The organism is Methylococcus capsulatus, from assembly GCF_036864975.1.
GTDB lineage: Bacteria > Pseudomonadota > Gammaproteobacteria > Methylococcales > Methylococcaceae > Methylococcus.
This window is the reverse complement of record NZ_CP104311.1, coordinates 229,013-255,250: the sequence shown is the minus strand read 5'-3', so window position 1 is coordinate 255,250 and position 26,238 is coordinate 229,013. Positions and strand designations below refer to the sequence as shown.

The 26,238-nt window shown below is 62.6% G+C and carries 28 protein-coding genes and 3 tRNA genes; 22 read left to right on the top strand and 9 right to left on the bottom strand.

Going from position 1 to position 26,238, the window contains the following annotated elements; genetic code table 11:
* The first annotated feature begins 5 nt into the window (after positions 1-5).
* From N4J17_RS01130 to gluQRS, 5 genes are all read left to right on the top strand, one after another.
* Entirely contained in the window at positions 6-1,556 is a 1,551-nt protein-coding gene (locus N4J17_RS01130; RefSeq protein ID WP_198323696.1) for a complex I subunit 4 family protein, read from the top strand.
* 19 nt (positions 1,557-1,575) lie between these two features.
* On the top strand, positions 1,576-3,111 hold the full coding sequence (locus N4J17_RS01125; RefSeq protein WP_198323695.1) for a complex I subunit 4 family protein: 1,536 nt from the start codon (positions 1,576-1,578) through the stop codon (positions 3,109-3,111).
* Between the two features lie 112 nt (positions 3,112-3,223).
* Positions 3,224-3,835 carry a peptidylprolyl isomerase gene (locus tag N4J17_RS01120; RefSeq protein ID WP_370525915.1) on the top strand — a complete coding sequence of 204 codons (612 nt, stop codon included), beginning with the start codon at positions 3,224-3,226 and terminating at the stop codon, positions 3,833-3,835.
* A gap of 155 nt (positions 3,836-3,990) precedes the next feature.
* Complete coding sequence (gene dksA / locus N4J17_RS01115) at positions 3,991-4,422, top strand: RNA polymerase-binding protein DksA (RefSeq protein ID WP_010959865.1); 432 nt, start codon at positions 3,991-3,993, stop codon at positions 4,420-4,422.
* 18 nt (positions 4,423-4,440) lie between these two features.
* Positions 4,441-5,349 (top strand): tRNA glutamyl-Q(34) synthetase GluQRS, encoded by a 909-nt coding sequence (gene gluQRS / locus N4J17_RS01110; RefSeq protein WP_198323694.1) that lies wholly within the window; start codon positions 4,441-4,443, stop codon positions 5,347-5,349.
* An 18-nt stretch (positions 5,350-5,367) separates the two neighbouring features.
* Here gluQRS and N4J17_RS01105 read toward each other — a convergent pair whose 3' ends face one another.
* Entirely contained in the window at positions 5,368-5,808 is a 441-nt protein-coding gene (locus tag N4J17_RS01105; RefSeq protein WP_198323693.1) for an NUDIX domain-containing protein, read from the bottom strand.
* A gap of 126 nt (positions 5,809-5,934) precedes the next feature.
* On the opposite strand from N4J17_RS01105, the gene N4J17_RS01100 reads away from it, so the two are divergent.
* From N4J17_RS01100 to N4J17_RS01085, 4 genes are all read left to right on the top strand, one after another.
* Positions 5,935-6,594 carry a DUF2959 domain-containing protein gene (locus N4J17_RS01100; protein WP_277458498.1) on the top strand — a complete coding sequence of 220 codons (660 nt, stop codon included), beginning with the start codon at positions 5,935-5,937 and terminating at the stop codon, positions 6,592-6,594.
* On the top strand, positions 6,594-7,037 hold the full coding sequence (locus N4J17_RS01095; protein WP_198323691.1) for a YcgN family cysteine cluster protein: 444 nt from the start codon (positions 6,594-6,596) through the stop codon (positions 7,035-7,037). Before N4J17_RS01100 ends, N4J17_RS01095 begins: the two co-directional genes overlap by 1 nt.
* Before the next feature lie 27 nt (positions 7,038-7,064).
* Positions 7,065-7,526 (top strand): hypothetical protein, encoded by a 462-nt coding sequence (locus N4J17_RS01090; protein ID WP_198323690.1) that lies wholly within the window; start codon positions 7,065-7,067, stop codon positions 7,524-7,526.
* 120 nt (positions 7,527-7,646) lie between these two features.
* Positions 7,647-8,015, top strand: coding sequence for an FKBP-type peptidyl-prolyl cis-trans isomerase (locus N4J17_RS01085; RefSeq protein WP_232470627.1), 369 nt, complete (start codon positions 7,647-7,649; stop codon positions 8,013-8,015).
* Between the two features lie 70 nt (positions 8,016-8,085).
* On the opposite strand, the gene N4J17_RS01080 is transcribed toward N4J17_RS01085, so the two are convergent.
* From N4J17_RS01080 to N4J17_RS01065, 4 genes are read right to left on the bottom strand one after another with little or no spacing between them, the layout of a single operon-like run.
* Positions 8,086-8,568 (bottom strand): cytochrome P460 family protein, encoded by a 483-nt coding sequence (locus N4J17_RS01080; RefSeq protein WP_198323688.1) that lies wholly within the window; start codon positions 8,566-8,568, stop codon positions 8,086-8,088.
* A 48-nt stretch (positions 8,569-8,616) separates the two neighbouring features.
* Positions 8,617-9,021: a hypothetical protein gene (locus N4J17_RS01075; protein ID WP_198323687.1), complete on the bottom strand. Its 405-nt coding sequence runs from the start codon at positions 9,019-9,021 to the stop codon at positions 8,617-8,619.
* Positions 9,018-9,701, bottom strand: a complete 684-nt coding sequence (locus N4J17_RS01070) for a class II aldolase/adducin family protein (protein WP_198323686.1) — start codon at positions 9,699-9,701, stop codon at positions 9,018-9,020. Before N4J17_RS01070 ends, N4J17_RS01075 begins: the two co-directional genes overlap by 4 nt.
* Positions 9,698-10,591 (bottom strand): CPBP family glutamic-type intramembrane protease, encoded by an 894-nt coding sequence (locus N4J17_RS01065; RefSeq protein ID WP_232470626.1) that lies wholly within the window; start codon positions 10,589-10,591, stop codon positions 9,698-9,700. The genes N4J17_RS01070 and N4J17_RS01065 overlap by 4 nt, the downstream gene beginning before the upstream one ends.
* A gap of 142 nt (positions 10,592-10,733) precedes the next feature.
* Here N4J17_RS01065 and N4J17_RS01060 point away from each other — a divergent pair.
* From N4J17_RS01060 to N4J17_RS01015, 10 genes are all read left to right on the top strand, one after another.
* A tRNA-Leu gene (locus N4J17_RS01060) sits at positions 10,734-10,818 on the top strand.
* Positions 10,819-10,922: 104 nt separating this feature from the next.
* Positions 10,923-12,245: a trigger factor gene (gene tig, locus N4J17_RS01055; RefSeq protein ID WP_198323684.1), complete on the top strand. Its 1,323-nt coding sequence runs from the start codon at positions 10,923-10,925 to the stop codon at positions 12,243-12,245.
* Between the two features lie 23 nt (positions 12,246-12,268).
* Positions 12,269-12,895, top strand: a complete 627-nt coding sequence (clpP, locus tag N4J17_RS01050) for an ATP-dependent Clp endopeptidase proteolytic subunit ClpP (protein WP_338457623.1) — start codon at positions 12,269-12,271, stop codon at positions 12,893-12,895.
* Positions 12,896-12,992: 97 nt separating this feature from the next.
* Complete coding sequence (gene clpX / locus N4J17_RS01045; RefSeq protein ID WP_198323899.1) at positions 12,993-14,276, top strand: ATP-dependent Clp protease ATP-binding subunit ClpX; 1,284 nt, start codon at positions 12,993-12,995, stop codon at positions 14,274-14,276.
* A 116-nt stretch (positions 14,277-14,392) separates the two neighbouring features.
* Positions 14,393-16,819, top strand: a complete 2,427-nt coding sequence (lon, locus tag N4J17_RS01040) for an endopeptidase La (protein WP_198323898.1) — start codon at positions 14,393-14,395, stop codon at positions 16,817-16,819.
* Between the two features lie 154 nt (positions 16,820-16,973).
* Entirely contained in the window at positions 16,974-17,246 is a 273-nt protein-coding gene (locus tag N4J17_RS01035; protein WP_198323897.1) for an HU family DNA-binding protein, read from the top strand.
* A gap of 14 nt (positions 17,247-17,260) precedes the next feature.
* A tRNA-Val gene (locus N4J17_RS01030) sits at positions 17,261-17,336 on the top strand.
* A gap of 16 nt (positions 17,337-17,352) precedes the next feature.
* A tRNA-Asp gene (locus N4J17_RS01025) sits at positions 17,353-17,429 on the top strand.
* 85 nt (positions 17,430-17,514) lie between these two features.
* Positions 17,515-19,380, top strand: a complete 1,866-nt coding sequence (locus tag N4J17_RS01020) for a SurA N-terminal domain-containing protein (protein ID WP_198323896.1) — start codon at positions 17,515-17,517, stop codon at positions 19,378-19,380.
* A 48-nt stretch (positions 19,381-19,428) separates the two neighbouring features.
* Positions 19,429-20,574 carry an ATP-grasp domain-containing protein gene (locus tag N4J17_RS01015; protein WP_198323895.1) on the top strand — a complete coding sequence of 382 codons (1,146 nt, stop codon included), beginning with the start codon at positions 19,429-19,431 and terminating at the stop codon, positions 20,572-20,574.
* Positions 20,575-20,580: 6 nt separating this feature from the next.
* On the opposite strand, the gene N4J17_RS01010 is transcribed toward N4J17_RS01015, so the two are convergent.
* Positions 20,581-20,991: a hypothetical protein gene (locus tag N4J17_RS01010; protein WP_198323894.1), complete on the bottom strand. Its 411-nt coding sequence runs from the start codon at positions 20,989-20,991 to the stop codon at positions 20,581-20,583.
* Positions 20,992-21,113: 122 nt separating this feature from the next.
* Here N4J17_RS01010 and N4J17_RS01005 point away from each other — a divergent pair, with 122 nt between their 5' ends.
* Positions 21,114-21,425: a hypothetical protein gene (locus N4J17_RS01005; protein ID WP_277458507.1), complete on the top strand. Its 312-nt coding sequence runs from the start codon at positions 21,114-21,116 to the stop codon at positions 21,423-21,425.
* Positions 21,426-21,428: 3 nt separating this feature from the next.
* Here N4J17_RS01005 and rsgA read toward each other — a convergent pair whose 3' ends face one another.
* Both rsgA and N4J17_RS00995 read right to left on the bottom strand, forming a co-directional pair.
* Positions 21,429-22,328 (bottom strand): ribosome small subunit-dependent GTPase A, encoded by a 900-nt coding sequence (rsgA, locus tag N4J17_RS01000; RefSeq protein ID WP_198323892.1) that lies wholly within the window; start codon positions 22,326-22,328, stop codon positions 21,429-21,431.
* Positions 22,329-22,345: 17 nt separating this feature from the next.
* The gene (locus N4J17_RS00995; RefSeq protein ID WP_198323891.1) at positions 22,346-23,587 is read right to left on the bottom strand and encodes a M48 family metallopeptidase; all 1,242 of its coding nucleotides are present in this window, start codon (positions 23,585-23,587) and stop codon (positions 22,346-22,348) included.
* A 102-nt stretch (positions 23,588-23,689) separates the two neighbouring features.
* Between N4J17_RS00995 and orn the strand changes: the two genes are divergently transcribed.
* Together orn and N4J17_RS00985 are read left to right on the top strand one after the other, a co-directional pair.
* The gene (orn, locus tag N4J17_RS00990) at positions 23,690-24,235 is read left to right on the top strand and encodes an oligoribonuclease (protein WP_198323890.1); all 546 of its coding nucleotides are present in this window, start codon (positions 23,690-23,692) and stop codon (positions 24,233-24,235) included.
* 5 nt (positions 24,236-24,240) lie between these two features.
* Positions 24,241-25,122, top strand: a complete 882-nt coding sequence (locus tag N4J17_RS00985; RefSeq protein WP_198323889.1) for an SDR family oxidoreductase — start codon at positions 24,241-24,243, stop codon at positions 25,120-25,122.
* Here the strand turns inward: N4J17_RS00985 and N4J17_RS00980 are convergent.
* On the bottom strand, positions 25,105-26,229 hold the full coding sequence (locus N4J17_RS00980) for a glycosyltransferase (protein ID WP_232470681.1): 1,125 nt from the start codon (positions 26,227-26,229) through the stop codon (positions 25,105-25,107). The two genes, N4J17_RS00985 and N4J17_RS00980, sit on opposite strands and share 18 nt — an antisense overlap.
* Positions 26,230-26,238 lie beyond the last annotated feature (9 nt).

Genomic DNA, 26,238 nt, shown 5'->3' with positions numbered 1-26,238 from the left:
GTGCCATGACGGGTGAGCCATCCTGGGCCGACGTCACCGGTTTTCCGGTGCTCAGCACGCTGATCGGCTTGCCGTTGGCGTTCATGCTTGCGGCGCTGCGGGCGGAAAACCGGGGTCTGGCGTGGATCATCGGCTTTGTCGGCACTCTCGCCGAGTTGGGGGTGGCCCTGTTCCTGTTGGCCCGGTTTGACGCGGCGACCGCCGATTTCCAGTTCACGGAACACACCGTGTTTCTGTCCTTCCTGAATTACCACCTCGGCGTCGACGGCATCAGCTTGGGGTTCGTGCTGCTGACCGCGCTGTTAACGGTACTGGTCCTGTTGTGCCGGGAAGTCGGAAAGGACGGGCCTTCCGGGCTGTACGTGGCGACAGTGCTGGCCTGCGAGGCTGCCGCGATGGGTATGTTTCTCACCTTGGATCTGGTCCAGTTCTGGGTTGCCGCCTGTCTGGAGCTGTGGCCGATCGCTTTGATCCTGGGGCGCTGGGGTGGCGGAGGCGGCGCCGCGGCCCGGCGTGTCTACCTGCGCTTCGCCGGTACGGGACTGGCGCTGCTGGGGGGAGGTATTTTCCTGTTGGGGTTGGGGCATGCGCGGGTCACGGGAGTCTGGTCTTTTGATTTGGCGGCGCTGCTGGAAACCCCGCCTACGGGTAGGCTCGAATCCCTGGTGTTCCTGCTGCTGTTCTACGGATTCTCGGTGCGCCTGGCGCAGTTTCCGCTGCACGGCTGGCTGCCCATCGTCGCGGCACAGGGCCTGCCGGTCACCGCCCTGGCTTTGCTGGTGGGCATGAAGATAGGCATCTATGGTCTGCTACGCTTCGTTTTGCCGCTCTTGCCCAACGCGGTCCACGAGTGGAACGCGTGGACGTTGGGCCTGGCGCTGGCCGGTCTGTTCTATGGCGCGGCGCTCGCGCTGATGCAGCTCGATTTCCGCCGCCTGCTGGCTTTCGCCACGGTCAGCCAGACGGGAATGCTGGTGGCCGGTGTTTTCGCGCTGAACCTCGAGGGTTTGAGCGGTACGCTGCTGCTGACTTTCGACTTCGGCGCCGCGGGTGCGGGCCTGTTGTTCCTGGCCGGCATGCTTCGGTGCCGCACCGGTACGCTGCTGCTGCCGCGTCTGGGTGGCCTCTTCGAATCCTTGCCGGGGCCGGGTCTGCTGTTCCTGGTCGCCGCCTCGAGCACCATCGCCATGCCGGGGACGCCCGGCTTCGATGCCGCCCATTTGCTGCTGGAAGGGTTGATCGAGAACCGAGGTCTCGCCGCGGCGACCGCAGTCGCTGTCGGCAACGTATTGGGGGCCGGCTTTTTGCTGTGGGCGTTCCAGCGCATCTTTCTGGCTCATCGCCGCTCGCGCCGGCCCTATCCCGAATGGCCGCGGCCGCTCTGGCCGGAACACACGCTGATCGCCTTTTTGTGCCTGGTGCTGATGGGAGTCGGATTCTATACGGCTCCCTGGGTCCATCTCGCCCGCCAGTCGCTGCTCCGACTGGCACAAGCGCATGCCTCGCCGTCCGTGGCGCTGCCGGCCGCTTCGCGGCCATCCGCCCACCCCTCATGACCCAAGCGTTGACGACACCATGATTTCCGATGCCTTGCCGTTGCTCAGTCTGCTGATCGGTTTGCCATTCGCGGCGGGTCTTGCGATGGCCTTCGTGCGGAACCCGGAGACCGTCCGGAGGCTGGCTCTGGCGGCCGCGGCGCTGGAGCTGCTGCTGGCCACGGTGCTGCTGTGGGGATTCGATCCGATCGCCCCCGGCCTGCAGTTTGTCGAGCGCCATGCCTGGATTCCTTCACTCAACGTTTATTACCAGCTCGGCGTGGATGGTGTCACGGTGCTGTTTCCGTGGCTCGGCGCCGTGCTCAACGTGGCCGTGATCGTGGCCTCCTGGACGGCGGTGCAAAACCGGGTGCGGCTGTATTACGGCATGATCCTGATTTTGGGGGGGGCGACCGTCGGCGTGTTTTGCGCCACCGACCTCATGCTGTTTTTCCTGTTCTGGGAGTTGACGATCGTTCCGGTCTACCTTCTGGCCGGTTTTTCCGGCACCGGTCCGCAGCGCCGCTACGCCGCCGTCAAGTACGCCATGTTCATGCTGGCGGGCGGCATCCCCTTGCTGTTCGCCATCCTGACGCTGGCTTTGAATCACACCCGCTTCCTCGGCGTTCCGGCCCCTGCCGGCCTGAGCTTCGATTATCTAGCGCTGCTGGATACCCCGCTCGACGGACAGCTGGCGACGGCAGTGTTCCTTCTGTTTGTGCTGGGCTTCGCCGTCAAGGCGCCACTGTTCCCTTTCCACGGCTGGCTGCCGACCCTCGCCATGGAAGGACCGGCGGGGCTCACTGCCTGGCTGGCCGGCCTGAAACTCGGCGCCTTCGGCATCGTGCGTTTCGCCGTGCCCCTAAGCCCCCAGGCCGCACTGGAATACCGGGGGCTGGTGGCGGGGGTCGGCGTCCTCACCGCCGCCTATGGTGCCATCGTGGCGATGCGGCAAACCAATCTGCGCAGGCTGCTGGCGTTTTCCAGCATCAGTCATGTCGGCCTGGTCGTCGCCGGCATCGCGGCTCTGAACTTCCAGGCCGTGCAAGGCGCGCTGTTCCAGCTCGCCAATTTCGGCATCGTGGCGGGCGGGCTGTTCCTGGTCGCCGGATTCATCCAGCACCGGACCGGCTCGACGGAAATCGACCAATTGGGCGGCCTGGCGAAGCCGATGCCGCTGCTCAGCGCGCTGTTCTTCGTTCTGGGGCTGGCCAGCCTTGGCGCGCCCGGAACCGGTGGGTTCGCAGCCGAGCATCTGATCCTGATCGGCCTGCTGCGACAATACCCAGGACTGGGACTCGCAGCTCTGTTCGCCGGTATCGTCGCCGCGGCCTGCGTGCTCGGCTACTTCCGACGGGCCTTCCTCGGTCAGGACAGACTGGGGACGGCGCCCGGCGAATTGGATCTTAGGCCGCGCGAACGTCTGGTTGCGGCGGCGCTGGTGGCTTGGGTCATCGTTCTGGGATTGTTTCCGCGGCTGGCACTCGATCTCAGTGACGGTGCTGTCAGCGCCTTCCTGGCCCGGGTCCACGAATCCCTGCCGGAAGGGCCGACCTCGGTGGCCGATGCGGAATGAACCCGATCCACGCGCCGTAAGGTCGAGTCCGGTCCCATTTGCCGATACAATACCGCGCGCCATACGATCGATCCTTATTCGTGCAGGTATCCCGATGCTCAACAGACATCCCATGCGCCGCCTCATTTTTGCAACTGCATTGTTTACCGCCTTCGTTCCCCTCACTTCCATCGCCAAAGAAACCGGAAAAGCCAAGAAGATGACCGCTCTGCCGACCCCGACCCAAGTGCAACTCCACACCAACCTGGGCGATATCGTGATCCGCCTCGACGCCGACAAGGCGCCCGTCAGTACTGCCAACTTCCTGAGCTATGTCAAGGAAGGCTTTTACGACGGCACCATCTTCCACCGCGTGATTCCTGGCTTCATGGCCCAGGGGGGCGGCTTCACCCAGGATTACAAACAGAAGAGCACCCATGCACCGATCAAGAACGAGGCCGACAACGGGCTCACCCACAAGCGCGGCACCGTCGCCATGGCCCGCACGCCGGATCCGAATTCGGCCACGGCACAGTTCTTCATCAACTACGTCGACAATAACTTCCTCAATTACAAGAGCCCGACCCCGCAGGGGTGGGGCTACGCCGTATTCGGCGAGGTCGTGAAGGGTATGGAAGTCGTCGACGAAATGGCCAAGGTGCCGACCGGTGCCGGCGGTCCGTTCCCGACCGATGTCCCGCAGAAGGCCATCGTGATTGAGAAAGCGACCGTCGTTTCACCCTGACCATCCGTGTTCCGGAGGGCCGCGGTGCGACCCTCCTTCCCCTCGTCGTTTCCCGCGACCTGCGAAGTCTGCGCCCTTGAAAGGAATTCTTGCCTGTGCAGGCGCATTCTGTTATCAATTGCCGATTTAATCCGATACGGCCAAGGAGCTAGTGGATGTCGAACGTCAAAGCCCCAGAAACCCCGTTCAGTTTTACTCCTTACGAGCCCGCCGAAGGCGAGGAGTACATGAGCCCGGGGCAGGTCGCTCACTTTCGCCGGATACTCCAGAACTGGAAGTCCGAGCTCATGGCAGAGGTTGACCGCACCGTCCACCACATGAAGGACGAAGCGGCCAACTTCCCCGACCCGAACGACCGCGCAACCCAGGAATCCGAATTCAGCCTCGAACTGCGCACCCGGGATCGGGAACGGAAGCTGATCAAGAAGATCGAAGAAGCCCTGGAAAACCTCGAGCGCGGCGAATACGGCTACTGTGAGACGTGCGGCGTGGAAATCGGCCTGCGCCGGCTGGAGGCACGCCCGACGGCCACCCAGTGCATCGACTGTAAGACCCTGGATGAAATCCGTGAGCGTCAGCTCGGTTGACGGTCCCTCCGTGCCGGCTTGAATTCCTGCCATCCGTCAGTCCCTTACCGGGGGCGCTTCGCCCCCTCTCCCACCGGTCCTCTTCACCTAGGCTCGCTCTATACTGCCCTGGTCGGTTTCTGTGAGGCCCGCCGGCGCGGCGGCGTCTGGCTGGTCCGTATCGACGACGCCGACCGGCAGCGCTGCCGGCAGACCCACGCTGACGGTATCCTCCGCACCCTGGAGACACATGGGCTGTGGTGGGACGAGGCTGTCCTGTTCCAGAGTCGTCGGGACGAAATCTACCGCGGGGCGCTGGAGCGGCTCGCGGCCGGCGGCCGGGTATTTCCGTGCACCTGTCCGCGCCGCGAACTCTCCGGTTCCGGCCAGGTCTATCCCGGCCGCTGCCGGGCCCGTTATCCGCATCCGCCACCCGGTCAACATGCGCTGCGGCTCCGGGTGGACGACGCGGTCATCGGTTTCCACGACCGGCTCCAGGGCCGGATCGAGCAGGACCTGGCCAGCGCAGTGGGCGACTTCGTCGTCCGCCGCCGCGATGGTCTTCCTGCCTATCATCTCGCCACCGTCATCGACGACGCCGAGCAGAGAGTGACCGAAGTGCTAAGGGGCGTGGACCTGCTCGACTCCACTCCCCGCCAGATCCTGCTGCAGGAATGCCTCGGCCTGCCGCGGCCGGACTACTGCCACATCCCGGTGCTGACCGACCACGGCGGCATCAAATTGAGCAAGCAGGCGGGGGCCCTCCCGGTGGACGCGGCTGCCCCGTCGGAAAACCTGTGGACTGTGCTGGCTCTGCTGGGTTTCGCTCCGGAGCCGGCTCTCATCGGGGCCAAGCCGGCCGACATCCTGGACTGGGCAGTGGCGCGCTGGGATATCCGGCGCCTGCCATCGGGGCGAGGGATAGACGTCGGTGGCCTGGCGGCTTGAAATCCGCGGCGGTTTTCCTCAAGCGATCCGCAACGGCGCAAGTTGCCCCTGTTCGCGGAACCGGCGGTAATCGGCGAGCACCTGGGCATGGTCGAACACCAGTGGGCCCGGCAGAGCGTCCAGACTGACGACCCGGCAGGTCTTGGCGTCGTCCGCGGCCTGCGGGTCACCGGCGGCTTCGGCGACGTAGACGGCGGTGACAGTATGTCCGCGGGGATCACGCGCCGGGTCGGAATAAAGCCCGAGCAGGGCGCGAAGGTCGACGGCGAGGCCGGTTTCTTCCAGCGCCTCGCGGATCGCGGCATGCTCCACCGTTTCGCCGAGGTCCACGAAACCGCCGGGGATGGCCCAACCCAGCGGTGGGAAGCGGCGCTCGATCAGGACGATGGGACGGCCGGGGCGGTCGATCAGCTCGATGATGGCATCGGCGGCAAGGGCGGGTGTTTCGGGACGGGGCATGGTCTTTGTACCTGGTGAGTGTGTTAGGAGTAAAATCGCCGGTCACTGCGGGCAAGCCCGCGGATTTTCTCGAAAGTGGTTGCGACGATGCGTAAATCGGCTTCCGGTAGCGGAAATTATTTTACCTTGAAGGGGCTGCTGAGCCCGATCATTCGGCTCATCGGCGGAAAATTCCAGAAAATCTATTTCCAGATGGTCGAATCGGCCGGCCGGCACAAGCGCGACATTCTGGTGGCGCGTGTCGACAACGCCCGCGGCAGTTTGGAGGAAGCCAAGGAGCAGTTCCAGACCGCCCTGGAAAAATTCAGCGCCTTGACCCAATTCGACGGCGGCGCCCTGGAGGACGTCTATCGGCAGCTCAAGATCGAATTCGACTATTCCACTTCCAAGGCACTGGCCGTGCGCGACCGGATCGACGCGGTCCAGGACGTGGCCGAAGCGCTTTTTCGCGAATGGGAGGAGGAGCTCGACCAGTACACCAACCGCAGCCTGCGGGCGGCGAGTCGACAGAAGCTGAAGTTGACCCAGCAGCACTATGCCCAGCTGATGAGCGCCATGCGCCGCGCCGAGGGCAAGATCGACCCCGTCCTGCGGGTGTTCCGGGATCAGGTGCTGTTCCTCAAGCACAATCTCAATGCCCAGGCCATCGCCTCTCTGGAAGGTGAGCTGGCCGGTATGAGTCATGGCGTGGCCGGACTGATTCAGGCGATGGAACGCTCCATCGATCATGCCGATGCGTTCATCCGCACCCTCAGCGGTCCCAAGGTCTTGCCGGCGGGTCTGTGATGGCGGAGGCTCCTTTCTGGCGCGTCAAGACCCTGCCCGAGCTCAGCCAGGCCGAATGGGAGTCGCTCTGCGACGGCTGTGGCAAGTGCTGCCTGCACAAGCTGGAAGACGAGGACACCGGCGAGATTCTGTACACCCGCGTGGCCTGCCGCTTGCTCGACATTGCGGCTTGCCGCTGTACCGCGTATCCGGATCGTTTCCGTCTGGTGCCCGACTGCATGGATTTGCGGCAGGTGCTGGACCGCTTCCAGTGGCTGCCCGCCAGTTGCGCCTACCGCCTCCTGTCGGAGGGACGTCCGCTGCCGGAGTGGCATCCCCTGATGTCGGGCGCGGAGGGTTCGGTGCATCGCGCCGGCAAGTCCGTGCGCGGGCTGGCGGTTTCGGAAACGGTCGTGGCTTGTATCGAAGATCATATCATCGAGGGATTGGGCGATGCAGTATGATGCCGTCTTTTGCGATTTGAGGATGTGATGGATTCCAAAACTGTAGTCGATGCCACCCTCGCCAGGCTCGATACCTTGCTGGCCGAGGGTTATGGCGCCAAGGGCGGCAGCCTTGCGGAGCGGATTCGCGGCCTGGCCGCAGCGCTGCCGGCGGACTGCCGCAAACGTCTGCTCGATCTGGCGGCGCGGGGCGAATCCCTGGCGCGGACGGATGCCGGAGAGCTGGCGTTGGCCGAATTCGTGTTCGACTGCGGGGTGGCATACGAGCAGATCGATTTCCTGCGCAAGGCGCAACTGGCGGAGGACCTGGGGCTGGTCGAGATGAACGGGCTGCCGCCGGGCGAGCTGGAGCGCAGCGACCTCGATGCCATGGCTCGGTTCATCGCTGCGCGCGACCATCTGGTGGCCAAGGTGGCGGGCTTCACGCTCAAGGCGCTGGCCGTCATGGGGGCACTGTTCGTGATCGGATTGGTTTTCGGGATCGTTTAAAAGCGGCGAGGGGGTAGGATGTTTTCGGCGGCAAAATCGAGGCGGCGCAGGCTGTTGCCGGCCTTTTTCGCAATCGGCCTGGCTGCATGCGGGCCTTCATTCGATGGAGAGAAGAATCTTATGGAAGCCAGGCAGTTCATGGAGGCCAACGGGCAGAAAGCTGGCGTGGTCACGACGGCCAGCGGCTTGCAGTATCAAGTGATCCGCGAGGGTGCGGGCGAATCGCCCAAAGCGACGGACACCGTGACGGTCAACTACAAGGGCGGCTTTCCCGACGGTTCGATCTTCGATGCGGGAGACGGTGTCAGTTTCCCGCTGAACGGGGTGATACCGGGCTGGACGGAAGGGCTTCAACTGATGAAGCCAGGGGCGAAGTACCGCTTTTTTATTCCGCCGGAACTCGGTTATGGCGAATACGGCGCCGGGCGGGTCATTCCGCCGAACGCCGCGCTGATCTTCGAGGTGGAACTGCTGAAAGTGGGAGGCTGACCGCGCCGGTTCGGATCCGGCCCTTCACCCGCCGCCTGGTTTCGCGATGGGCGGCGGGACAGCCATACGTTTACGGCAGCTTGGCCGGATGAGTAAAGACATAGTCGGCGGCTTTGGCGCCGCTGTGGCAGCCCATGCACTCCTGGGCGAAATCGGCATTCGCGCCGTAGGGCTTCTGTTCCATTCCCAGCCAGCGGGCGTAGCCCCAGCCGCCGGTCGAAGCATACTTGGCGGCGTCCTTCACCATGAAATCGGCCTGAGTGAAGTCACCGGGTACCTCGGCCGAGGGAAACAGCTCATGGGTGCTCTTCTTCCACGACAGCTTGACCAGAATCGCGCCGTCCGGCCAGGGGTTGGTGTTGCCTTCACGCGCGGCCTTGACCGCGATATCGTTGCCGAGGATCGCCCGCAGATTGTTCTGCTCGATCCGGGAGGACACGCCGATCATCTTCCAGTCTTTGTAACCGGCGGGCAGCGTAATCCCATTGGGTGCGGGTGCCGGCTCGGCGAGGGCGGCGACGGGTATCAACAGGGCGATGGCGAGTTTGCGCATGGGTGGTCTCCTAGTGAAGTTGACGTTGCTGTAGGACTCAAAATCGGCTCAGGAACTGGGCCCCCCCACATTGACATAAAAGGCGTGAACGCGTTCGCAGCCATCCTTGCTGAATCCGCTGACCAGTATCCGTACTCGGGAGCCGGGCAGACCGATCGGGGATGCGGGTCGGCCTTCGACGGTGAGGCGACCGCTGCGCTGGGATGTGATCTCAGGCGTAACCGGCTTGCCGTCCACCCAGATTTTCAGCGTGCCGCCGTCGGTGTTGTCGGAAGCTGTGAAGGAAAACCGGTCGAAGATTTCCACGCTCGAATCGTTCGCGGGCGATTCTTCGAAAAACAGGGGCGGGGTGCAGTCGAGGATCAGGCCGCCGTGATGGCTGAGGGCGGCGCCCGTGGCCATCACGGGGATGAGCGGCAGCGGAAGACAGGCGATGATCGTCTCGAATCTCATGGCGTGGTTCCTAGTTGCGATGTGGTTGCCGGTTGCCCCGGTGCTGAGGAGTAGTCGTCCAGTTGCAGGGCTTCAGCGAGATAACTTATCAGAATTCTGGCAGTGGTTTCGACCGTCCCGCCGTAGGCAATGACGCCGTCGGAGTGGCCCAGCATGGCGATCAGCGGCACACCGGGTCTCGCGGCCAGGGCTTCCACCGCCAGAGCCATCGCCGGTGTGCCGTACTCGATCTCCGGATCCGTGGCCCGCAGGCCGAGCGCCCTGGCGTGGCGCCAGATTTCAGGGGAATGGGCATGCATGACGCAGCGCCATGCCGGATCGGCGCGATAGACTGCGGCGTGGGTCAGGGCTTCGGACGACGGCGGGATGGGGCCGAGCGCTTCCAGCCGGTTCGTCTCCAGATCGAAGTCGCGCACCTCGCAGTAATCGTCGGCAGTCAGATGCATGCGTCCGCCGGTCTGGGTTCCGCTGATCAGGAAGCGGACCCCGTCGTTGGGGAGGCGGAGGCTGACGTTTCCATAAGCAAGGCCGCCGTAACGCCCTGGATCGAGCCCGTTGAGACCCAGCATCCTGATGATGCTGCGCCAAGCGTTCAGTTCCCGGATGCGGTCGGGTTGCGGCAGGGGGGCTGGCGTGAAACTCAGCCTGTATTTGGTGACGCCTTCGCGGCCCGTCATCATCGGGCGTTTGTTCCCGAACGGGTAGCGAACAGGAAGAGCAGTGTGCAAGCGCTGATCCAGCCCGCGGAGAGATAGCCGATGATGGCGTCGTAGGAACCCACTAGTATGCCGAACGGTCCCGCGTTGCCGTCATAGGTGAAAGACTTGCACGTCTTGATGACAAAAACCCATCCGGCATGGATGCCGATGCAATAGCCGAGACCCTGTACGGTCCGTGCACGCACGCAGCCCAGGAACACGCCGGCGCAGAACAGCGCCAGAAATGAGCTGAAATCGGCTTCCGCGATGGCTTTACCCACCGCATCGGCCAGTACCGTGAAACCGCTGTCCCAGCTCAGCTCGTTGTCGCCCGGTTTCAGCCGGCTCCGGAGGAAATGCGGCAGCGTGTAATAAAAGGACGTGATGGCGATGACGTGGGCGGGAGTCACGAACCTTGCCAGTATCGCGAAGGTCAAACCTCGAAACAGCAGCTCTTCGCTGGTCGCCAGCAACAGAGCGACGCCAACGTGCTTGAGCAGCAATATCGGAATGGAAGGGTGGCGGGCCGCCTGGATCTCGCTGAACACGCGGATGTCGAGCGCCATGATCACGGCGACGTGCAGCCCCAGCATCAGCAAGCCCAGACCCAGGCCCTGGCCAATCTGGCGGAAGAAACGGGTGTGACTGGCGGAAAAGCCTGCCGAACGCCAACCGATCCCCAGCCGCCGCGCGCCCAGGATGAGACCGCCGAACACCAGCAGCAAGGTACCGCGGCTCAGGATCGCGGTAATGCCGAGCGCGCCACCCGTGAGGCGGGCCAGGGGGTAGCTCAGGGCGGCGACGAGGATCAGGGCGAAGGCGAGGCAGAGGAAAGGCGCAAGCCAAGCGGCAAGAACGGAAGGAAGGCGCATTGGGAGGATGTGAAAATTTGTTGAAATCCCTATAATACGGCGTGATTTTTTGCCGAAACCGGCCCAATCGTCTGCCATTTCCGCGCTTCCCTGGCGCCCGTCTTGCCAGACGTCGCGAGTATAATTGAACCATGATTTCATTGCGAATGTGGCGAAACTGGTAGACGCGCTGGATTTAGATTCCAGTGGGGAAACCCTTGAGAGTTCGAGTCTCTCCATTCGCACCACTCTTGTCAGCCTGTCCGTCATCCGCGTTTGAGCGGTGATGCGGGTCCGGCATATCCCCGATTGAACGCACCCACGCCCAAGTTGAACCCGAGGTATTTCGAGTATGCAAGTGTCCGTTGAAGCCGTCTCCGAGTTGAACCGGAAAATGACCGTGAACGTCCCCGAAGAGAAGATCCGGGAACAGGTCGAATCGCGCCTGAAATCCTTGACCCGTGAGGTCAGGCTGGATGGCTTCCGCCCCGGCAAGGCGCCCGCCAGCCTGGTCCGCAAGCGCTATGGCGCGCAGGTGCGGGAAGAGGTGCTGTCGGAGATGATCCAGTCCAGTTTCCATCAAGCCGTGAGCGACGAAAACCTGAGACCGGCCGGAATGCCACGGATCACGGCGACGGTCATCGGGGAAGGCGAAGGACTCTCATACACCGCGGACTTCGAAGTTCTTCCGGACTTCGAACTGGCCTCCCTGGAGAACCTGCAGTGCCCGCGTTTCACCTGTGAAGTGACGGATGCCGATCTCGAAGCGATGGTGCAAAAGCTGCGGGAACAGCGCCGTACCTGGAGCGCCGTGGAGCGTCCGGCCGCCATGAACGACGAGGTGGTGATCCATTTCGAAGGCAAGGTGGGGGAAGAAAGCTTCACCAATGGCCGGCTCGAAAATTTCCACGTCGTGCTGGGGGGAGGGCCATTGATCCCGGGGTTCGAGGAAAAACTGATCGGGGCTGAAGTGGGAAGCCGGCTGGTCTTTGAACTGGACATACCCGCGGACTTCAGCAACGAGAAACTGGCCGGCAGGACGGCTTCGTTCGATGTCGAAGTCGTCGCGGTCAACGAGAGCGTGCTGCCGGAAGTCGATGCGGATTTCGTCAAGGCTTTCGGTGTGGATGGCGATGTCGAGGCGTTCAAGGCCGACGTCCGGGCCAACATGGAGCGCGAAATGCGGCGAGCCCTCAAGGTCCGCACCAAATCGGCCGTCCTGGACGCCTTGCTGGCGGCCAATTCCTTCACCTTGCCCGAAGTGCTCGTGGCGGACGAACTGAATGACCTGTTGCAGCCCTATTTCAAGTTGGCCGAGCGGGGGGATGCGGGGGTCGAACTGGACACCCTGAAAGATCGCTACACCCCGCTGGCGAAACGGCGCGTGGCTCTGGGCTTGATCCTGAGCAAGCTGATCGAGGACAACAAGCTCAGCGTGGACCGTAAGCGGGTGCGGTCCACCGTCGAGGAGCAGGCCCAGAGCTATGAAAATCCGGAGCAGGTCGTCAACTGGTACTATTCCGACAAGAGCAACCTGCGCGAAATCGAAAACCTTGTGCTGGAGGAGCAGGTCGTAGATCTGATTCTGTCCAAGGCGTCAGTGACGGAGCAGCGTGTGGATTTCGCTAAGCTCATGGCGCCGGCCGGTGCCACGGAACAGCAACCCCAATTGTGAGAGGGTCGAGGATGATGGGCAACATGGGTCTGAAGCAGGCCGAAACTGCGGCGGGTGGGCTGGTGCCCATCGTGATCGAGCAATCGGCGCGCGGCGAGCGGGCCTTCGACATCTATTCGCGGTTGCTGAAAGAGCGGGTCATCTTCCTGGTGGGGCCGGTCGAGGACTACATGGCCAATCTGGTGATCGCGCAGTTGCTGTTCCTGGAATCGGAGAATCCCGACAAAGACATCCATCTCTACATCAATTCGCCGGGTGGTGTGGTGACGGCGGGCCTGGCGATCTACGACACCATGCAGTTCATCAAGCCCGACGTCAGTACGCTGTGCGTCGGCCAGGCCGCCAGCATGGGTGCGCTGCTGCTGGCCGGTGGTGCGGCCGGCAAGCGCTACTGCCTGCCGCACTCACGGATCATGATCCACCAGCCGCTGGGCGGCTTCCAGGGCCAGGCATCGGACATCGACATCCATGCCCGGGAGATTCTGGCGGTCCGCGACCGTCTCAATAAGATTCTCGCCCGCCATACCGGCCAACCCCTCGAAAAGATCCAGATCGACACCGATCGCGACAACTTCATGGGTGGAGACGATGCGGTGAGTTATGGTCTGATCGACAGGGTGTTGACCCACCGGACCGTGACAGCGGCGTGAATGTCGGATAGATTGGAGCCCGTAAGAGGGGTACCGGCTGCAGTCGCGGGTCCGTCCAGTGGGCGGATTCTGCTGCGGAAAACGAAGAGGTAAAGCGATGAGCGAGGATAAACACGGCAAAGACAGCGGCGGTAAGCTCCTATATTGCTCATTCTGCGGGAAAAGCCAGCACGAGGTCCGCAAGCTGATTGCGGGTCCGGCGGTGTTTGTCTGCGATGAATGCGTCGAGCTGTGCAACGATATCATCCGCGAGGAGTTGCAGGAGAGCGTCTCGACGGGTGCCGATAAGCTGCCCAAGCCGAAAGAGATCAAGAAAGTTCTGGATGAATATGTGATTGGCCAGGAGAAGGCCAAGCGGATTCTTTCGGTCGCCGTCTACAATCATTATAAGCGGCTGCGTGCCCATAGCCACGGCAAGAAGAACGAAGTCGAGCTGGCCAAGAGCAACATCCTCCTGATCGGTCCGACCGGTTCGGGCAAGACCTTGCTGGCGGAAACGCTCGCGCGCCTGCTCGACGTGCCTTTCACCATCGCCGACGCCACTACGCTGACCGAAGCGGGCTATGTGGGGGAAGACGTCGAGAACATCATCCAGAAGATCCTGCAGAAATGCGACTACGACGTCGAAAAGGCGGAGCAGGGCATTGTCTACATCGACGAGATCGACAAGATTTCCCGCAAGGCAGACAATCCTTCGATCACCCGTGATGTCTCCGGCGAAGGCGTGCAGCAGGCCTTGCTCAAGCTGATCGAAGGGACCGTGGCTTCCGTGCCGCCGCAGGGTGGGCGTAAACACCCGCAGCAGGAATTTCTGCAGGTCAACACCGCCAACATCCTGTTCATCTGCGGCGGCGCCTTCGCGGGGCTGGAGAAGATCATCCGCTCGCGTTCCGAGCAGGGCGGCATCGGGTTCGCCGCGGACGTCAAGAGCAAGGATGACAGTCGCAACGTCGGTGAGGTGCTCGCCGATGTCGAGGCGGAGGATCTGATCCGCTACGGTCTGATTCCGGAATTCGTCGGGCGCCTGCCGGTGGTGGCGACGCTGGAAGAGCTGGATGAGGCGGCGCTGGTGCGTATCCTGACCGAGCCGAAGAATGCTTTGGTCAAGCAGTACCGGCGGCTGTTCGAAATGGAGTCCTGTGAACTGGAAATCCGTGAAGACGCGCTGGGTGCCATCGCCCGCAAGGCGATGGCACGCAAGACCGGCGCACGGGGGCTGCGGACCATACTCGAGCACACGCTGCTGGACACGATGTATGAGCTGCCTTCCTCGGACCGGATTTCCAAGGTGGTCGTCGACGAAAAAGTCATCAACGGCGAAAGTGAGCCTCTGATGATTTACGACAACAGTCTGGAAAAGCAGGCGGCAGCAGCGGAGTGATCTGCCGCGGGATCCTCGCCGGCGTGTGCGCATTTTGTCACGAACCATGCTTGTAATTGCGCGCCTTGGCCTCAACTCACTGACGTGACTTTAAGACAATCGAGAAGGTGCTTCCGATGGAAAATTCAGGCGTCGAACACGGCATGAGCGGCGGGCGGTGGGTTCCGGTATTGCCTTTGCGCGATGTGGTGGTCTATCCCCACATGGTTATCCCCTTGTTCGTCGGGCGGGAAAAATCGATTTTTGCGCTGGACAGCGCGATGCGGGACGGCAAACAGGTCTTGCTGTTGGCGCAGAAAGATGCGGAGGTCGATGATCCCGGATTCGACGATCTCTACCGGGTAGGTACGCTCTCCAATATCCTGCAATTGCTGAAATTGCCGGACGGCACCGTAAAGGTGCTGGTGGAAGGGGCTCAGCGCTGCCGGGTGGAGGACATCCGCCTCACGGACAGGCATTACAGCGCCAGCGTGTCCGAGATCCGGGAGGTTCCCGGCATCGATGAGCGGGAGCTGGATGTCCTGATGCGCACAGCAACCAATACCTTCGACCAGTATGTCAAGCTGAACAAGCGTATCCCTCCTGAAGTGCTCAACTCGCTATCCGGGATCGACGATCCGGCGCGGCTCGCCGACACCATCGCCGCCCATATGACGATCAAGATCGAGGACAAGCAGGCGATCCTGGAAAACAGCGCAGTCTCGGCCCGGCTGGAAAAGCTGATCAGCCTGATGGAAGCCGAAGTCGACATGCTGGAGATGGAGCGGCGTGTGCGCGGCCGCGTCAAGCAGCAGATGGAGAAGAACCAGCGCGAGTACTATCTGAATGAACAGATGAAGGCCATTCAGAAGGAGTTGGGCGAGATGGAGGAGGTGCCCAACGAATTCGAGGAGCTGGCCCGGAAGATCGAAAAGGCCGGCATGCCGCAGGCGGCCAGGACCAAGGCGGAAACCGAGCTCAACAAGCTGAAGCTCATGTCCCCCATGTCGGCAGAAGCCACGGTGGTCCGCAACTACATCGACTGGATCGTGAACCTGCCATGGAAGAAGCGCACCAAGGTGCGTCACGATCTGCAGCAGGCGGAGGAAATCCTCGAAGCCGAGCACTATGGGCTCGAGAAGGTCAAGGAGCGCATCCTGGAATATCTGGCGGTGCAGCAGCGCGTCAAGAAGATCAGAGGGCCGATTCTTTGTCTGGTAGGACCGCCCGGCGTCGGCAAGACATCCCTGGGGCAGTCCATCGCCCGCGCGACCAATCGAAAATACGTCCGCATGGCCTTGGGCGGCGTCCGTGACGAGGCCGAGATCCGCGGTCACCGGCGGACCTACATCGGTTCGATGCCGGGTAAGATCCTGCAGAATCTGGTCAAGGTGAAGACGCGGAACCCGATGTTCATGCTGGACGAGATCGACAAGATGGCCATGGACTTCCGTGGCGATCCAGCATCTGCCCTGCTCGAGGTGCTGGACCCGGAACAGAACCATGCCTTTGCCGACCATTACCTGGAAGTGGACTTCGATTTATCCGAGGTCATGTTCGTGGCCACGGCGAATACGCTCAACATCCCGCCGGCGCTGCTGGATCGCATGGAAATCATCCGCCTTGCCGGTTACACCGAGGATGAGAAGGTCAACATCGCGATGCGCTATCTGGTGCCCAAGCAGATGAAAAACTGCGGACTGAAGGACAGCGAGCTGCATATCAGCGAAGTGGCCGTCCGCGACATCATCCGCTATTACACCCGCGAGGCCGGGGTCCGTAGTCTGGAGCGGGAAATCGCCAAGATCTGCCGGAAGGTGGTCAAGAATCTGCTGCTCAAGCCCAGCCACAAGAAAGTGTCGGTCACTCCACGCAATCTGGCCGATTACCTCGGCGTGCCGCGCTTCCGTTTCGGCCGCGCCGAAGAAAGTGACCAGGTCGGGCAGGTCACGGGGCTGGCCTGGACCGAAGTGGGTGGGGAACTGCTGACGATCGAGGCTGTGGTCATGCCGGGTACCGGCAAGCAAACCTATACCGGCAAGCTCGGCGAAGTCATGCAGGAATCGATTCAGACGGCGGTGACCGTGGTCCGCAGCCGCGCCGAAGCGCTGGGTATCGATCCAGCCTTTTACCAGAAGCACGATGTCCACATCCACGTACCCGAAGGCGCGACGCCCAAGGATGGACCGAGTGCGGGTATCGGTATGTGCACGGCCCTCGTTTCAGCGCTCACCGGCATCCCGGTGCGTTCGGACGTAGCCATGACCGGTGAAATCACTTTGCGTGGCGAGGTGCTGCCCATCGGCGGACTGAAGGAAAAGCTGCTGGCGGCACACCGCGGCGGTATCACGACGGTCCTGATTCCCAAGGAAAATGAAAAAGACTTGGCCGAAATACCCAGGAACATCAAGCAGGACCTGGATATCCGGACTGTCAGGTGGATCGATGAAGTGCTAGCCGTAGCTTTGCAGCGATTGCCGGGACCTGCCGAGCGGGTACCGCCTCCAGCTGAGGAGTGTGCTCCGAAAACGGTGGGGGCGAACGGTGGTCTGACTGCGCATTGAAGGGCCGGAGGGCAAGAATTCCGGGGCTTGCGCGCCTTGACATCACTTTTTTTGCACTGCTAAAGTGCGGCAGCTACGGGGAACGCCAGTTCCACTGGATTCACGGCCCGGCTTTTCGATGCAGCGGTGCAGTCAACTCAAATAGGGGAAAGAAATGAATAAAGCGGAACTGATTGAAGCTATCGCCGATGCGGCCAATCTCACTAAGGCCGATGCGGGGCGTGCTCTGGATGCCGTGATCGACGCAATCACCGGTGCGTTGAAGAATGGCGATACGGTCTCGTTGGTCGGGTTCGGTTCGTTCGTGGTCAAGGAACGCGCAGAGCGTCAGGGGCGTAATCCGCAGACGGGCGATAGCATCACCATCAAGGCTGCAAAAATTCCGTCGTTCAAGTGTGGCAAAGCGCTCAAAGATGCTGTAAACTAGTTCTTCTTCAGTTGGGGTGCTTAGCTCAGCTGGGAGAGCATCGCCCTTACAAGGCGAGGGTCGTAGGTTCGATCCCTACAGCACCCACCAAGAGAATCGGATCATTGGAGCGGTAGTTCAGTTGGTCAGAATACCGGCCTGTCACGCCGGGGGTCGCGGGTTCGAGCCCCGTCCGCTCCGCCATATCGAAACCCCAGGCATTCGCTGGGGTTTTTTTTTGGCTCTAGTTTGTCGTATCCATCAACGATAGTCATTTCGGTACCGATATATGCTGCAGGCCATTCGTGACAAAGCGCAGGGGATTTTCGCCTGGGCGATGTTGATTCTGGTGGGTATTCCTTTTGCCTTTTGGGGAATCAACAACTATTTCGATTCGAGCAAGGAAGCACCTGTAGCGGTCGTCGGTGACCGGGATTTCTACGAACGCGACGTGGTCCAGGCTTATCAGCAGGATTTGGCCAATCTGGTCGGTCTGGGGGATGTCGACGAAAAGCAGCTGAAACGGCAGGCACTCGAACGTCTGGTGCGCGATGAGCTGATTTCGCAGGCCGCGGCGGGTGAAGGGCTGGCCGTCCCGGAATCGGCGGTGCGTGCTTTCATCCAGACGCTGCCGTATTTCCAGACCGACGGCAAATTCGACAAGGACAAGTACAATGTCATGCTTTCGGCGCAAGGGATGAATTCGCCCGTTTTCGTCGAGCAGGTCAAGCGTGCTCTCTTGATGGAGCAGTTTCGTCGGGGCATCACCGATACCGCTTTCGCCAGCCGGCAACAGGTGAGGGCATTTTTCCGCCTGATGAACCAGGAGCGTGAAATCGAGTTCGCGACGGTGCCGCTGGCGAAGGCCGATGAAGAGGTGGCCGAGTCATCGATCGAGGCGTATTACCGGTCGCACCCGGACGAGTTCCAGTCCCCCGAAACCGTCACCGTCAGTTACCTTTCACTGAGCCTCGACGATGTGGCGAAAGAGGTGAAGCCCAGCGAGGAGGATCTGAGGAACTTCTATGAGGAACAAAAGGCCGCCTTCACCACGGAAGAACGGCGGAAAGTGAGCCACATCCTCGTCACCGTGGATCCAGCCAAGCCCGGGGACGAGGCCGCTGCGCTGGCCAAGATCCAACAGCTCCGGGATCGTGTGCTCAAAGGAGAGGATTTCGCCACGCTCGCGAAGGATACTTCCGACGATCGGGTGTCTGCCGAGAAGGGGGGCGACCTCGGCGTGGTGACCAAGGGGGCCATGGAGCCGAACTTCGAGAAAGCAGCATTGGCGCTGTCGCAGGGTGAGGTGTCCGAACCGGTCCGAACGTCCTTCGGCTACCATTTGATCAAGGTGACGGAGCTCACGCCCGCCACCATCAAGCCGTATGATGAGGTGAAGGACGAAGTCGCCGCCGGTTTTCGCAGGAATGCGGCGGAGAATCGGTTCTACGACTTGGGACAGAAGCTCACCGAATCCGCCTTCGAACACCCCGATACGCTGGAGCCGGCGGCTCAGGCGCTGGGGCTTAAGGTCGAGGAGAGCGGGCCGTTCACCCGGGAGAGCGGGGAGGGAATTTTTGCAGAGGAGAGTGTGCGCAAGGCGGCTTTCAGCGACGAGGTGCTGGGCGGCAAGAACAGCGATGTCATCGAGATCGGGGCGGACAAGGTCGTCGTACTCAGGCTGAAAGAACATCGTCCCGCCGAAACCCGCCCACTTGCGGAAGTCCGCGACCGGATCGTCACCTTGTTGCGCGTTCGGGCGGCTAGGCAGAAGACCAAAGATCTCGCGGAGGCTGCGCTTAAACAGATCGGAACAGGGAAGAGCCTGGGGGATGTGGCGAAAGCCCAAAACTGGAAGGTCACCGGACCTCTCACCATCAAGCGGGATGCCTCCGGAGTGGCAGCTCCCATCGTGAATGCTGCGTTCGGAACCCGGGAGTTGAACCATCCGATCCTGGTGGAGCTCGAAAACGGCGACCAGGCGATCCTCCGGATTGCGGCGATCAAGGAAGGCGAGGTGTCGCCCGAGGCTGAAAAGGACATGGACACCGTGCGCCAGTCTTTGGCGCGGGGTGCCGGCCAGAGGGAGTTCGCCGCCTTCGTGGCGGAGATGCGCAGAAGCGCGGATGTCTATATCAAGCCCGAGCTGGACTGATCCGAGTCGCAGTCATCGACGCGGGAGGAAGTGACAGGTAATGGGGGGGTGGAATTCGACGTTCTGCTGGTCGTTGGCATCGACGCCGTCGGCATCGCCCGGTTCCCTCGTCTTCTGCACGATGCCGGCTGCCGGGTGACGCTGTTGGCGCCGCATGGGCTGGCGGTGGCGCGTTCGCGTTTTGTCACCCGCCACGTTGTCACGGCGGCCGAACCGGAAGCGCTGACCGGTCGGCTCCGGACTTTACTGACCGAGCGGCATTTCCACCACGTCATCGTCGGCGACGAACCGACCCTCACGGTCATCGCACGGCATCGTGGCGAGGCATGGCTGGATGGCTGGTTTCCGGTCGAGCACCGCAGCAGCGACGCCGTCGAAGTGATCCTGTCGAAATCGGCCTTTCAGCGGGCGGCTGGCGCAGCAGGTCTAACCATTCCGAAATTCGAAGTCTGCACCGGTCTGGCCGAAGTCAAGGCCGCGGCGCGGGTCTTGGGCTATCCCGTCATGCTCAAGAGTCCGTACGGTTCCAGCGGTTCGGGCGTCCGCAAAGTGGCGGGAGAGGCTGAACTGGAGGCGGTCTTCCATCTGTTGGACGAAGGCAATGGCGTGATGCTGGTCCAGCAGTTTGTCGACGGCCAGGTCGGTTCCTCCGACGTGCTGTTCGACCGTGGCGTGCCGGTGTGCTGGCACTCCTGGTATTCCCGGCTGTGCTGGCCGAGGCCGATGGCATCTTCCTGCGCCCGCGAGGCGATGGTCCACCGCGATATCGGGCCGATGCTCGCCGGCGTGGGCGCGCTGAGCGGATTTCGCGGTTTCGCCGGCGTGGACTGGATCCACGATGTGGAACGGAATCGTGTGTATCTGATTGAATTCAACCCCAGACCCACACCGACCTATCACCTCGACGTGCATTCGGGGGTCCGCTTTGCGGACGCCTTCCGCGCCATGCTCGCCGGCACGCGCGGTGCTGGATGCCGGGAGCCATCCGCAGCGGCATGCGGCCGGGTGATCCACCTGTTCCCGCAAAGCCTTTACCGTGCCGTCAGCGAACGCGACCTTGACAGTCTCTTGCGGTGCTGGAGCGATGCGCCCTGGAGCGACCCCGTCCTGATGGCCGCCCATCTGCGCCGGGTTTTCACCCATTTCCTACCCATGCGTTGGCGGCGGGCGGTGAAGCGCCTCCTGTGCCGATGAGCCCCCTCAGCGGGTGGCGACAAAGGCGAGAATGAGACCGGCCACCACGTTGCCGACGATGCTCACGACCAGTTCCCGGGTGAAGAAAGCGCCAGGTCTCATCTTGCCGATACGGGGATTCTTGTGTTTGGCCGTGATCTCAATGCTTCCCGTCGAAAGGTTTGCCACCGTCGACCGCACCAGTTCCACCACCTGGGCCTCGCTGTGAATGGCCGGATGATACTTGACCAGGAGGGTTCCGGTCGTGATGTTGGGCTCGGCGTGGTAAATGCCCTTGGCCGCTGAATCCTTGAGAATCGACTGTTTGAGGATTTCGGCATAGGTCTGCCGGTAGCGGATGAGCGGCACCCGGAAGCGGATCCGGTTGGGAACCTTGTCGTGGACGATGGAAACGAGTTCTGCCGTCGGCTGCGTCATGGAAGGGTCCGGTATTGAAATCTAAGGGCAGTCGGGATACCCGGCGGTCACCCGCCACGTTCCCGTCCGGTTACGAATGTTATCATTGTTGCCAATCATCCATGATGACGGAATGTTCGCCCGTGCTGTCCCGAATCCGGCCCCCGCTTTCCTTGCTGCTGCTGCTGGGCTCTGCCTTGGCTGCGGCAGGGCTCACCGGTCCCTCGAACTATTGGGAATGCATCCTTCAAGGTATGGAGGACGTGAAAAACGAGCCGGTGGCACGGGAAATCATGAAAATCTGTCTCTCGGACTTTGCCGACGGTTTGTCCGTGGAAGAGCCGCTGGAAGGAACCCCTGCGGAATGCATTCTGAAGCATGGCGAAAATGTGTCCAGCGCCTTGGCCGCCCAGCAGATCCACATTGCCTGCAACGTCCTTTATTCCCGGCCGTGAGCCTCAACCGCCGCTGAATTCCGCCGTTCCTGCCCGCTCCAGCAGTTTGAGATAGCGCTCATAGCGGGCCGGCGAAAGCATTCCCGCTTCGACGGCTTCACGCACAGCACACCCCTTGTCCTTCGTATGGCGGCAATCGTTGAAGCGGCATTTGCCCAGATGAGGGTGGAAATCGCGGTAGGCCTGTGCCAGTTCGGCCGGATCGACCTCCGCCAGTCCGAAAACGGCCACGCCTGGGCTGTCTATCAGTTCACCGCCTCCGGGCAAGGGGTACAGAGTGGCCGAAGTGGTGGTATGCCGGCCCAGGCCACTATGGGCCGAGAGTTCACCGATCCGCAGGTTGCGGTCCGGGAGTAGGGCATTGGTCAGTGAGGATTTACCCACGCCAGACTGGCCGCTCAGCATACTGCAGCCCGTATGGAGGACGGATTGCAGGGCGTCCAGTCCCGCCCCGCTCCGCGTGCTGATTCGGAACACGTCGTAGCCGGCGGCTTGATAGTCGCGTAAGGCACCTTCCAGAGCGGACACGCCCTCCAGGTCGATCTTGTTGAGGATGAGAGCGGCCGTGATGTGTCGGCATTCGCAGACCGCCAGAATCTGGTCCGCGAGCAGCCAGTCCGGCTCGGGCTCCGGCGCCAGGACCACGAAGACCCGGTCCAGATTGGCCGCGACCACGCGAATCCGGCCGCCGTGGGCGGGTCTGACGAGGCTGGACCGGCGCGGCAGTATCTCCAGCACCCGGCCTTGATCGCCTTCGCAGGGCTCCCATGTCACACGGTCACCGACGGCGGCGTCCCCCAGCCGCCGCCGGGTGTGGCAGAGGACGATGCGGCCGGTCTCATCCGCCACCGCCAGCCCTTTGCCGAGGTGGCAGACCACCCGGCCCTGTCTTATTGTCTGCATGACGGCAGGGGCCGCCGCTAGATTTTCGCGCTCAGGTGATCAATGCGTATCGCGGCGGGCGGATGGCTGTAGTGAAAGGCGGCGTACAGCGGGTCCGGAGTGAGCGTGCTGGCGTTTTCCCGGTACAACTTGACCAGGGCATGCACCAGGTAGCGGGCACGGGTCTGGCTGGCGGCGAAATCGTCGGCCTCGAATTCATAGCGTCGCTGCACATAGGCCACGAGCGGCTGCAGGAAGACAGCGAACACCGGCGACACCAATATGAACAGTAGCAGAGCGGTGGCATGCGACTGCTCCCTGACGCCGAGGCCCTGATAGAACCAGTCCTCGCTGCTCAACCAGCCGAGCAGGGCGAAGCCGGCCAGTGTCACCAGTGAAGTGCCGGCCAGCATCTTCAGCACATGGTGGCGCTTGAAATGGCCGAGTTCATGGGCCAGAACGGCTTCGATCTCGTCGTGGTTGAGCGAATCGACCAGGGTGTCGAAGAACACGATGCGTTTGTTGTTGCCCAGTCCTGTGAAATAGGCGTTGCCATGGCCGGAGCGTCTGGAGCCGTCCATGACGAAGATGCCTTGTGCGCGGAAGCCGCAGCGTTCGAGCAGGGCCTCGATGCGCGCCTTCAGTGTTGTGTCCGTGAGCGGGGCGAATTTGTTGAACAAGGGTGCGATGAAGGTTGGGAAGGCCCAGCTCATCAGGATCGAGAAAGCCATCAGGATGGCCCAGGCGGGGATCCACCACTGCGCGCCGGCGCTATCCATCACCCAGAGGATCAAGGCCAGCAGCGGGGCGCCGATGACGATGGAGAGGGCCGTTTGCAGGCCCAGGTCGATGGCGAACTGGCGCGGTGTGGTGCGGTTGAAGCCGAAGCGCTCCTCGATCCGAAAGGTCTGGTAAAGGTTGAGCGGCAGTTCCAGTAACTGGGAAGCCAGCAGCGTCGTCAGGACGATGCCCACGCCGGTGGCGATCGGTCCAAGTCCCAAACCGTTCCAGAATGCGGCGATGGCGTCGATTCCCCCCCCGAGGGTGAATCCGAGCAGGATCGCGATGCCGACGATGCGACCGACGTTGTCCAGGTTTCCCTTGGCCAGGGTGTAGTCCGCTGCTTTCTGGTGGTCCTCCAGCGACACGCTGTCCCGGAACGCATCCGGCACCCGGTCGCGGTGCAGGCGCACGTGGCTGGCCTGGCGCCGGGCCAGCCAGTATTCGATGCCGGAAGAGACGGTCACGGCCGCCAGGAACAGGGTGGTGAAGGTATTCATGCGCGGTTATCGGTATGGATTGGGGGAAATCGGCGCTAGAGGGTAGCCTCTGATAAAATCCCTGACAAGTTTGGAATTCTCCCAGGCACTTGGAAGGACGGCATGGCTCAGGACGCAAAAAACCTTATCTGGATCGATCTGGAGATGACCGGGCTGGACCCCCAGAACGACGCCATTATCGAGATCGCCACCATCGTCACCGACGGCCAGCTCAATGTGCTCGCCGAGGGCCCCGTGCTGGCGATCCATCAGCCGGAATCGGTGCTGGACCGCATGGACGACTGGAACCGCAAGCAGCACGGCGAATCCGGGCTGATCGAGCGGGTGCGGCGCAGCGCGATCGACGAAGCCGAGGCCGAGCGGCTGACGCTGGGTTTCGTCAGCGAGTGGGTGCCGCCGAACGAATCCCCCATCTGCGGCAACAGCATCTGCCAGGACCGCCGTTTCCTTGCCCGCTGCATGCCCCGGTTGGAGGCCCATTTCCATTACCGTAACCTCGACGTGTCGACACTGAAGATCCTGGTCGAGCGCTGGGCACCGGCGCTCAAGGAAGGACTGCAGAAGCAGAGCACTCATCGGGCGCTGGACGACATCCGCGAATCCATCGCAGAACTGCGGTATTACCGCGAAACCGTGCTCAAGATCTGAAGGCATTGACGCGAACGGTCCTCATTGTCGGCTGCGGCGACATCGGCCGCCGGGTGGCCCGGCTGGAGCGGGCTGGAGGGCACAGCGTCGAGGGCTTGGCGCGTTCGGCGGAAACGGCGGAGCGGCTCGCTGGGCAAGGCATCACCCCCGTTCGCGGCGATCTGGACAGCCCCGCTTCTTTGACCGGCCTGAAAGGCGGCTGGATCACCCTGTATTATTTCGCTCCTCCGCCTGCCGACGGCGAGGTCGATCCGCGGCTGGCGGCACTGCTCGAAGCCTTGCCGCCGAGGCACCTGCCCGGCAAGGTGGTCTATCTCAGCACCAGCGGCGTCTACGGCGACTGCGGGGGGGACTGGGTGGGTGAGGACCGTCTACCCCACCCTCAAACCGGCCGCTCCCGCCGGCGCCTGGCCGCAGAGGGGGCGCTCGCGGCCTGGAGTCGCCGCTACGGCGTCACGGCGGTGATCCTGCGGGTGCCCGGCATTTATGGGCCGGGGCGTCTGCCGCTCCAGCGCCTCCGCGCCGGGGTGCCGGTGGTGCGGCAGGAGGAGAGTCCTTATTCCAATCGCATTCACGCCGACGATCTGGCCCAGGTCTGTGTCGCTGCGGGGCGGCGGGCCACAGCCGAAGGCGTATACAACGTCAGCGACGGCCATCCTACCAACCTGACCGATTTTTTTTATGCCGTTGCCGACCGTTTCGGCCTGCCGCGGCCGCCCGCGATTTCGCTGGAGGAGGCGCAGCGAGTCCTGAGCCCGGCCATGCTATCGTTCCTGGCAGAGTCCAAGCGCCTCGATAATGGCCGGATGCTGCGCGAGCTTCACCCGAGGCTGCGCTATCCCGATCTGGAACGGGGCCTTGCCGCCTGCTCAGGGGGCGATCCCTAACGTTTCCAGGTATCGCCGCGCGCTGACGGATTGTGTGTATTCGGCCACCGCCCGACGCAGGCATTCAGCCGGCAGCGGGCGATCCAGCGCGTGCGCCATAGCCGCGGCCAGCGCCTCGACCTCGCCGACCGGCACCAGCGCCCCATATCTGCCATCGGCCAGCAATTCCGCTGGACCGCTCGGGCAGTCGGTCGAGACCACTGGCCGGCCCAGGGCCATTGCTTCGGTCAGTGCGTTCGGTGAACCCTCCCACAGCGAGGAGAGCACGAACAGGCTGCAGCGCGCGACCAGCGCATGCGGATTCTTCAGGAAGCCGGTGAAAGCCACGCACTCGCTCACGCCGAGGTCTTTCACCAGCCGCTCCAGTTTATCCCGGTCGCCGCCGTCGCCGATGACGACGAGCCGGCAGACGCGGTCCCGGCGCAACCGGGCGAAGGCGGCGATGAGATCGGGGAATCCCTTCTGCCGGGTGAGCCGGCCCATACCGACGATGACAGGGACGGCCGGATCGTTCAGCCAGGGGTGATCGCAGGGCTGGGCGGCCTGCCGTTCCAGTGCCGGGGTGATGACGGGATTGCGGATGACCCGGACTCGCTCGGAGGGCAGGCCGGTGATGGCGAGGATGTCATCTTTCACGCCCTGGGAGACAGCGACGATTGCATCCAGGTACGGATAAAACAAGCGCATGCCGGCATACCGGGTCAATTCGCGCATCCAGCCTTTGCCTTTGAGGGCGGCCGACACCGTGGTGCCCAGCCGTCCCACCAGCGGGGCATGCGAGCCGGCTAGCTTGCGGGCGAGCAGTGCGACCCGGATGGCTCGGTCCTTGGCGGCGAGGATGGCGTCCGGTTTCTCTGCGCGGAGGTATCGGACCAGACCCGGCAAGGCGGTGGAGGTGTGGTGGACGTTCAACCTGACGATACGCACGCCCGTCGGGATCGACTCGAGATGCTCGCCCTCGGCGCGTGCCAGCACCAGATCCACGGTGACGCCGGCATCGAGAAAGCCCGCAGCCAGGTTCGTGATCATCTTCTCGACGCCACCCTGGCCGGAGAACGAGGCGAAGACGGCCAAGCGGCGAGAAATGGACGTTCCGGAAACACTCATGGACTTCGG

Bases quoted from the DNA above. Each gene is read 5' to 3' on its own strand.
- N4J17_RS01130 (WP_198323696.1), top strand. From the start codon at position 6: ATGACGGGTGAGCCATCCTGGGCCGACGTCACCGGTTTTCCGGTGCTC.
- N4J17_RS01125 (WP_198323695.1), top strand. From the start codon at position 1,576: ATGATTTCCGATGCCTTGCCGTTGCTCAGTCTGCTGATCGGTTTGCCA.
- N4J17_RS01120 (WP_370525915.1), top strand. From the start codon at position 3,224: ATGCGCCGCCTCATTTTTGCAACTGCATTGTTTACCGCCTTCGTTCCC.
- dksA (WP_010959865.1), top strand. From the start codon at position 3,991: ATGTCGAACGTCAAAGCCCCAGAAACCCCGTTCAGTTTTACTCCTTAC.
- N4J17_RS01105 (WP_198323693.1), bottom strand. From the start codon at position 5,808: ATGCCCCGTCCCGAAACACCCGCCCTTGCCGCCGATGCCATCATCGAG.
- N4J17_RS01095 (WP_198323691.1), top strand. From the start codon at position 6,594: ATGGCGGAGGCTCCTTTCTGGCGCGTCAAGACCCTGCCCGAGCTCAGC.
- N4J17_RS01090 (WP_198323690.1), top strand. From the start codon at position 7,065: ATGGATTCCAAAACTGTAGTCGATGCCACCCTCGCCAGGCTCGATACC.
- N4J17_RS01085 (WP_232470627.1), top strand. From the start codon at position 7,647: ATGGAAGCCAGGCAGTTCATGGAGGCCAACGGGCAGAAAGCTGGCGTG.
- N4J17_RS01080 (WP_198323688.1), bottom strand. From the start codon at position 8,568: ATGCGCAAACTCGCCATCGCCCTGTTGATACCCGTCGCCGCCCTCGCC.
- N4J17_RS01075 (WP_198323687.1), bottom strand. From the start codon at position 9,021: ATGAGATTCGAGACGATCATCGCCTGTCTTCCGCTGCCGCTCATCCCC.
- N4J17_RS01070 (WP_198323686.1), bottom strand. From the start codon at position 9,701: ATGATGACGGGCCGCGAAGGCGTCACCAAATACAGGCTGAGTTTCACG.
- N4J17_RS01065 (WP_232470626.1), bottom strand. From the start codon at position 10,591: ATGCGCCTTCCTTCCGTTCTTGCCGCTTGGCTTGCGCCTTTCCTCTGC.
- tig (WP_198323684.1), top strand. From the start codon at position 10,923: ATGCAAGTGTCCGTTGAAGCCGTCTCCGAGTTGAACCGGAAAATGACC.
- clpP (WP_338457623.1), top strand. From the start codon at position 12,269: ATGGGTCTGAAGCAGGCCGAAACTGCGGCGGGTGGGCTGGTGCCCATC.
- clpX (WP_198323899.1), top strand. From the start codon at position 12,993: ATGAGCGAGGATAAACACGGCAAAGACAGCGGCGGTAAGCTCCTATAT.
- lon (WP_198323898.1), top strand. From the start codon at position 14,393: ATGGAAAATTCAGGCGTCGAACACGGCATGAGCGGCGGGCGGTGGGTT.
- N4J17_RS01035 (WP_198323897.1), top strand. From the start codon at position 16,974: ATGAATAAAGCGGAACTGATTGAAGCTATCGCCGATGCGGCCAATCTC.
- N4J17_RS01020 (WP_198323896.1), top strand. From the start codon at position 17,515: ATGCTGCAGGCCATTCGTGACAAAGCGCAGGGGATTTTCGCCTGGGCG.
- N4J17_RS01010 (WP_198323894.1), bottom strand. From the start codon at position 20,991: ATGACGCAGCCGACGGCAGAACTCGTTTCCATCGTCCACGACAAGGTT.
- rsgA (WP_198323892.1), bottom strand. From the start codon at position 22,328: ATGCAGACAATAAGACAGGGCCGGGTGGTCTGCCACCTCGGCAAAGGG.
- N4J17_RS00995 (WP_198323891.1), bottom strand. From the start codon at position 23,587: ATGAATACCTTCACCACCCTGTTCCTGGCGGCCGTGACCGTCTCTTCC.
- orn (WP_198323890.1), top strand. From the start codon at position 23,690: ATGGCTCAGGACGCAAAAAACCTTATCTGGATCGATCTGGAGATGACC.
- N4J17_RS00980 (WP_232470681.1), bottom strand. From the start codon at position 26,229: ATGAGTGTTTCCGGAACGTCCATTTCTCGCCGCTTGGCCGTCTTCGCC.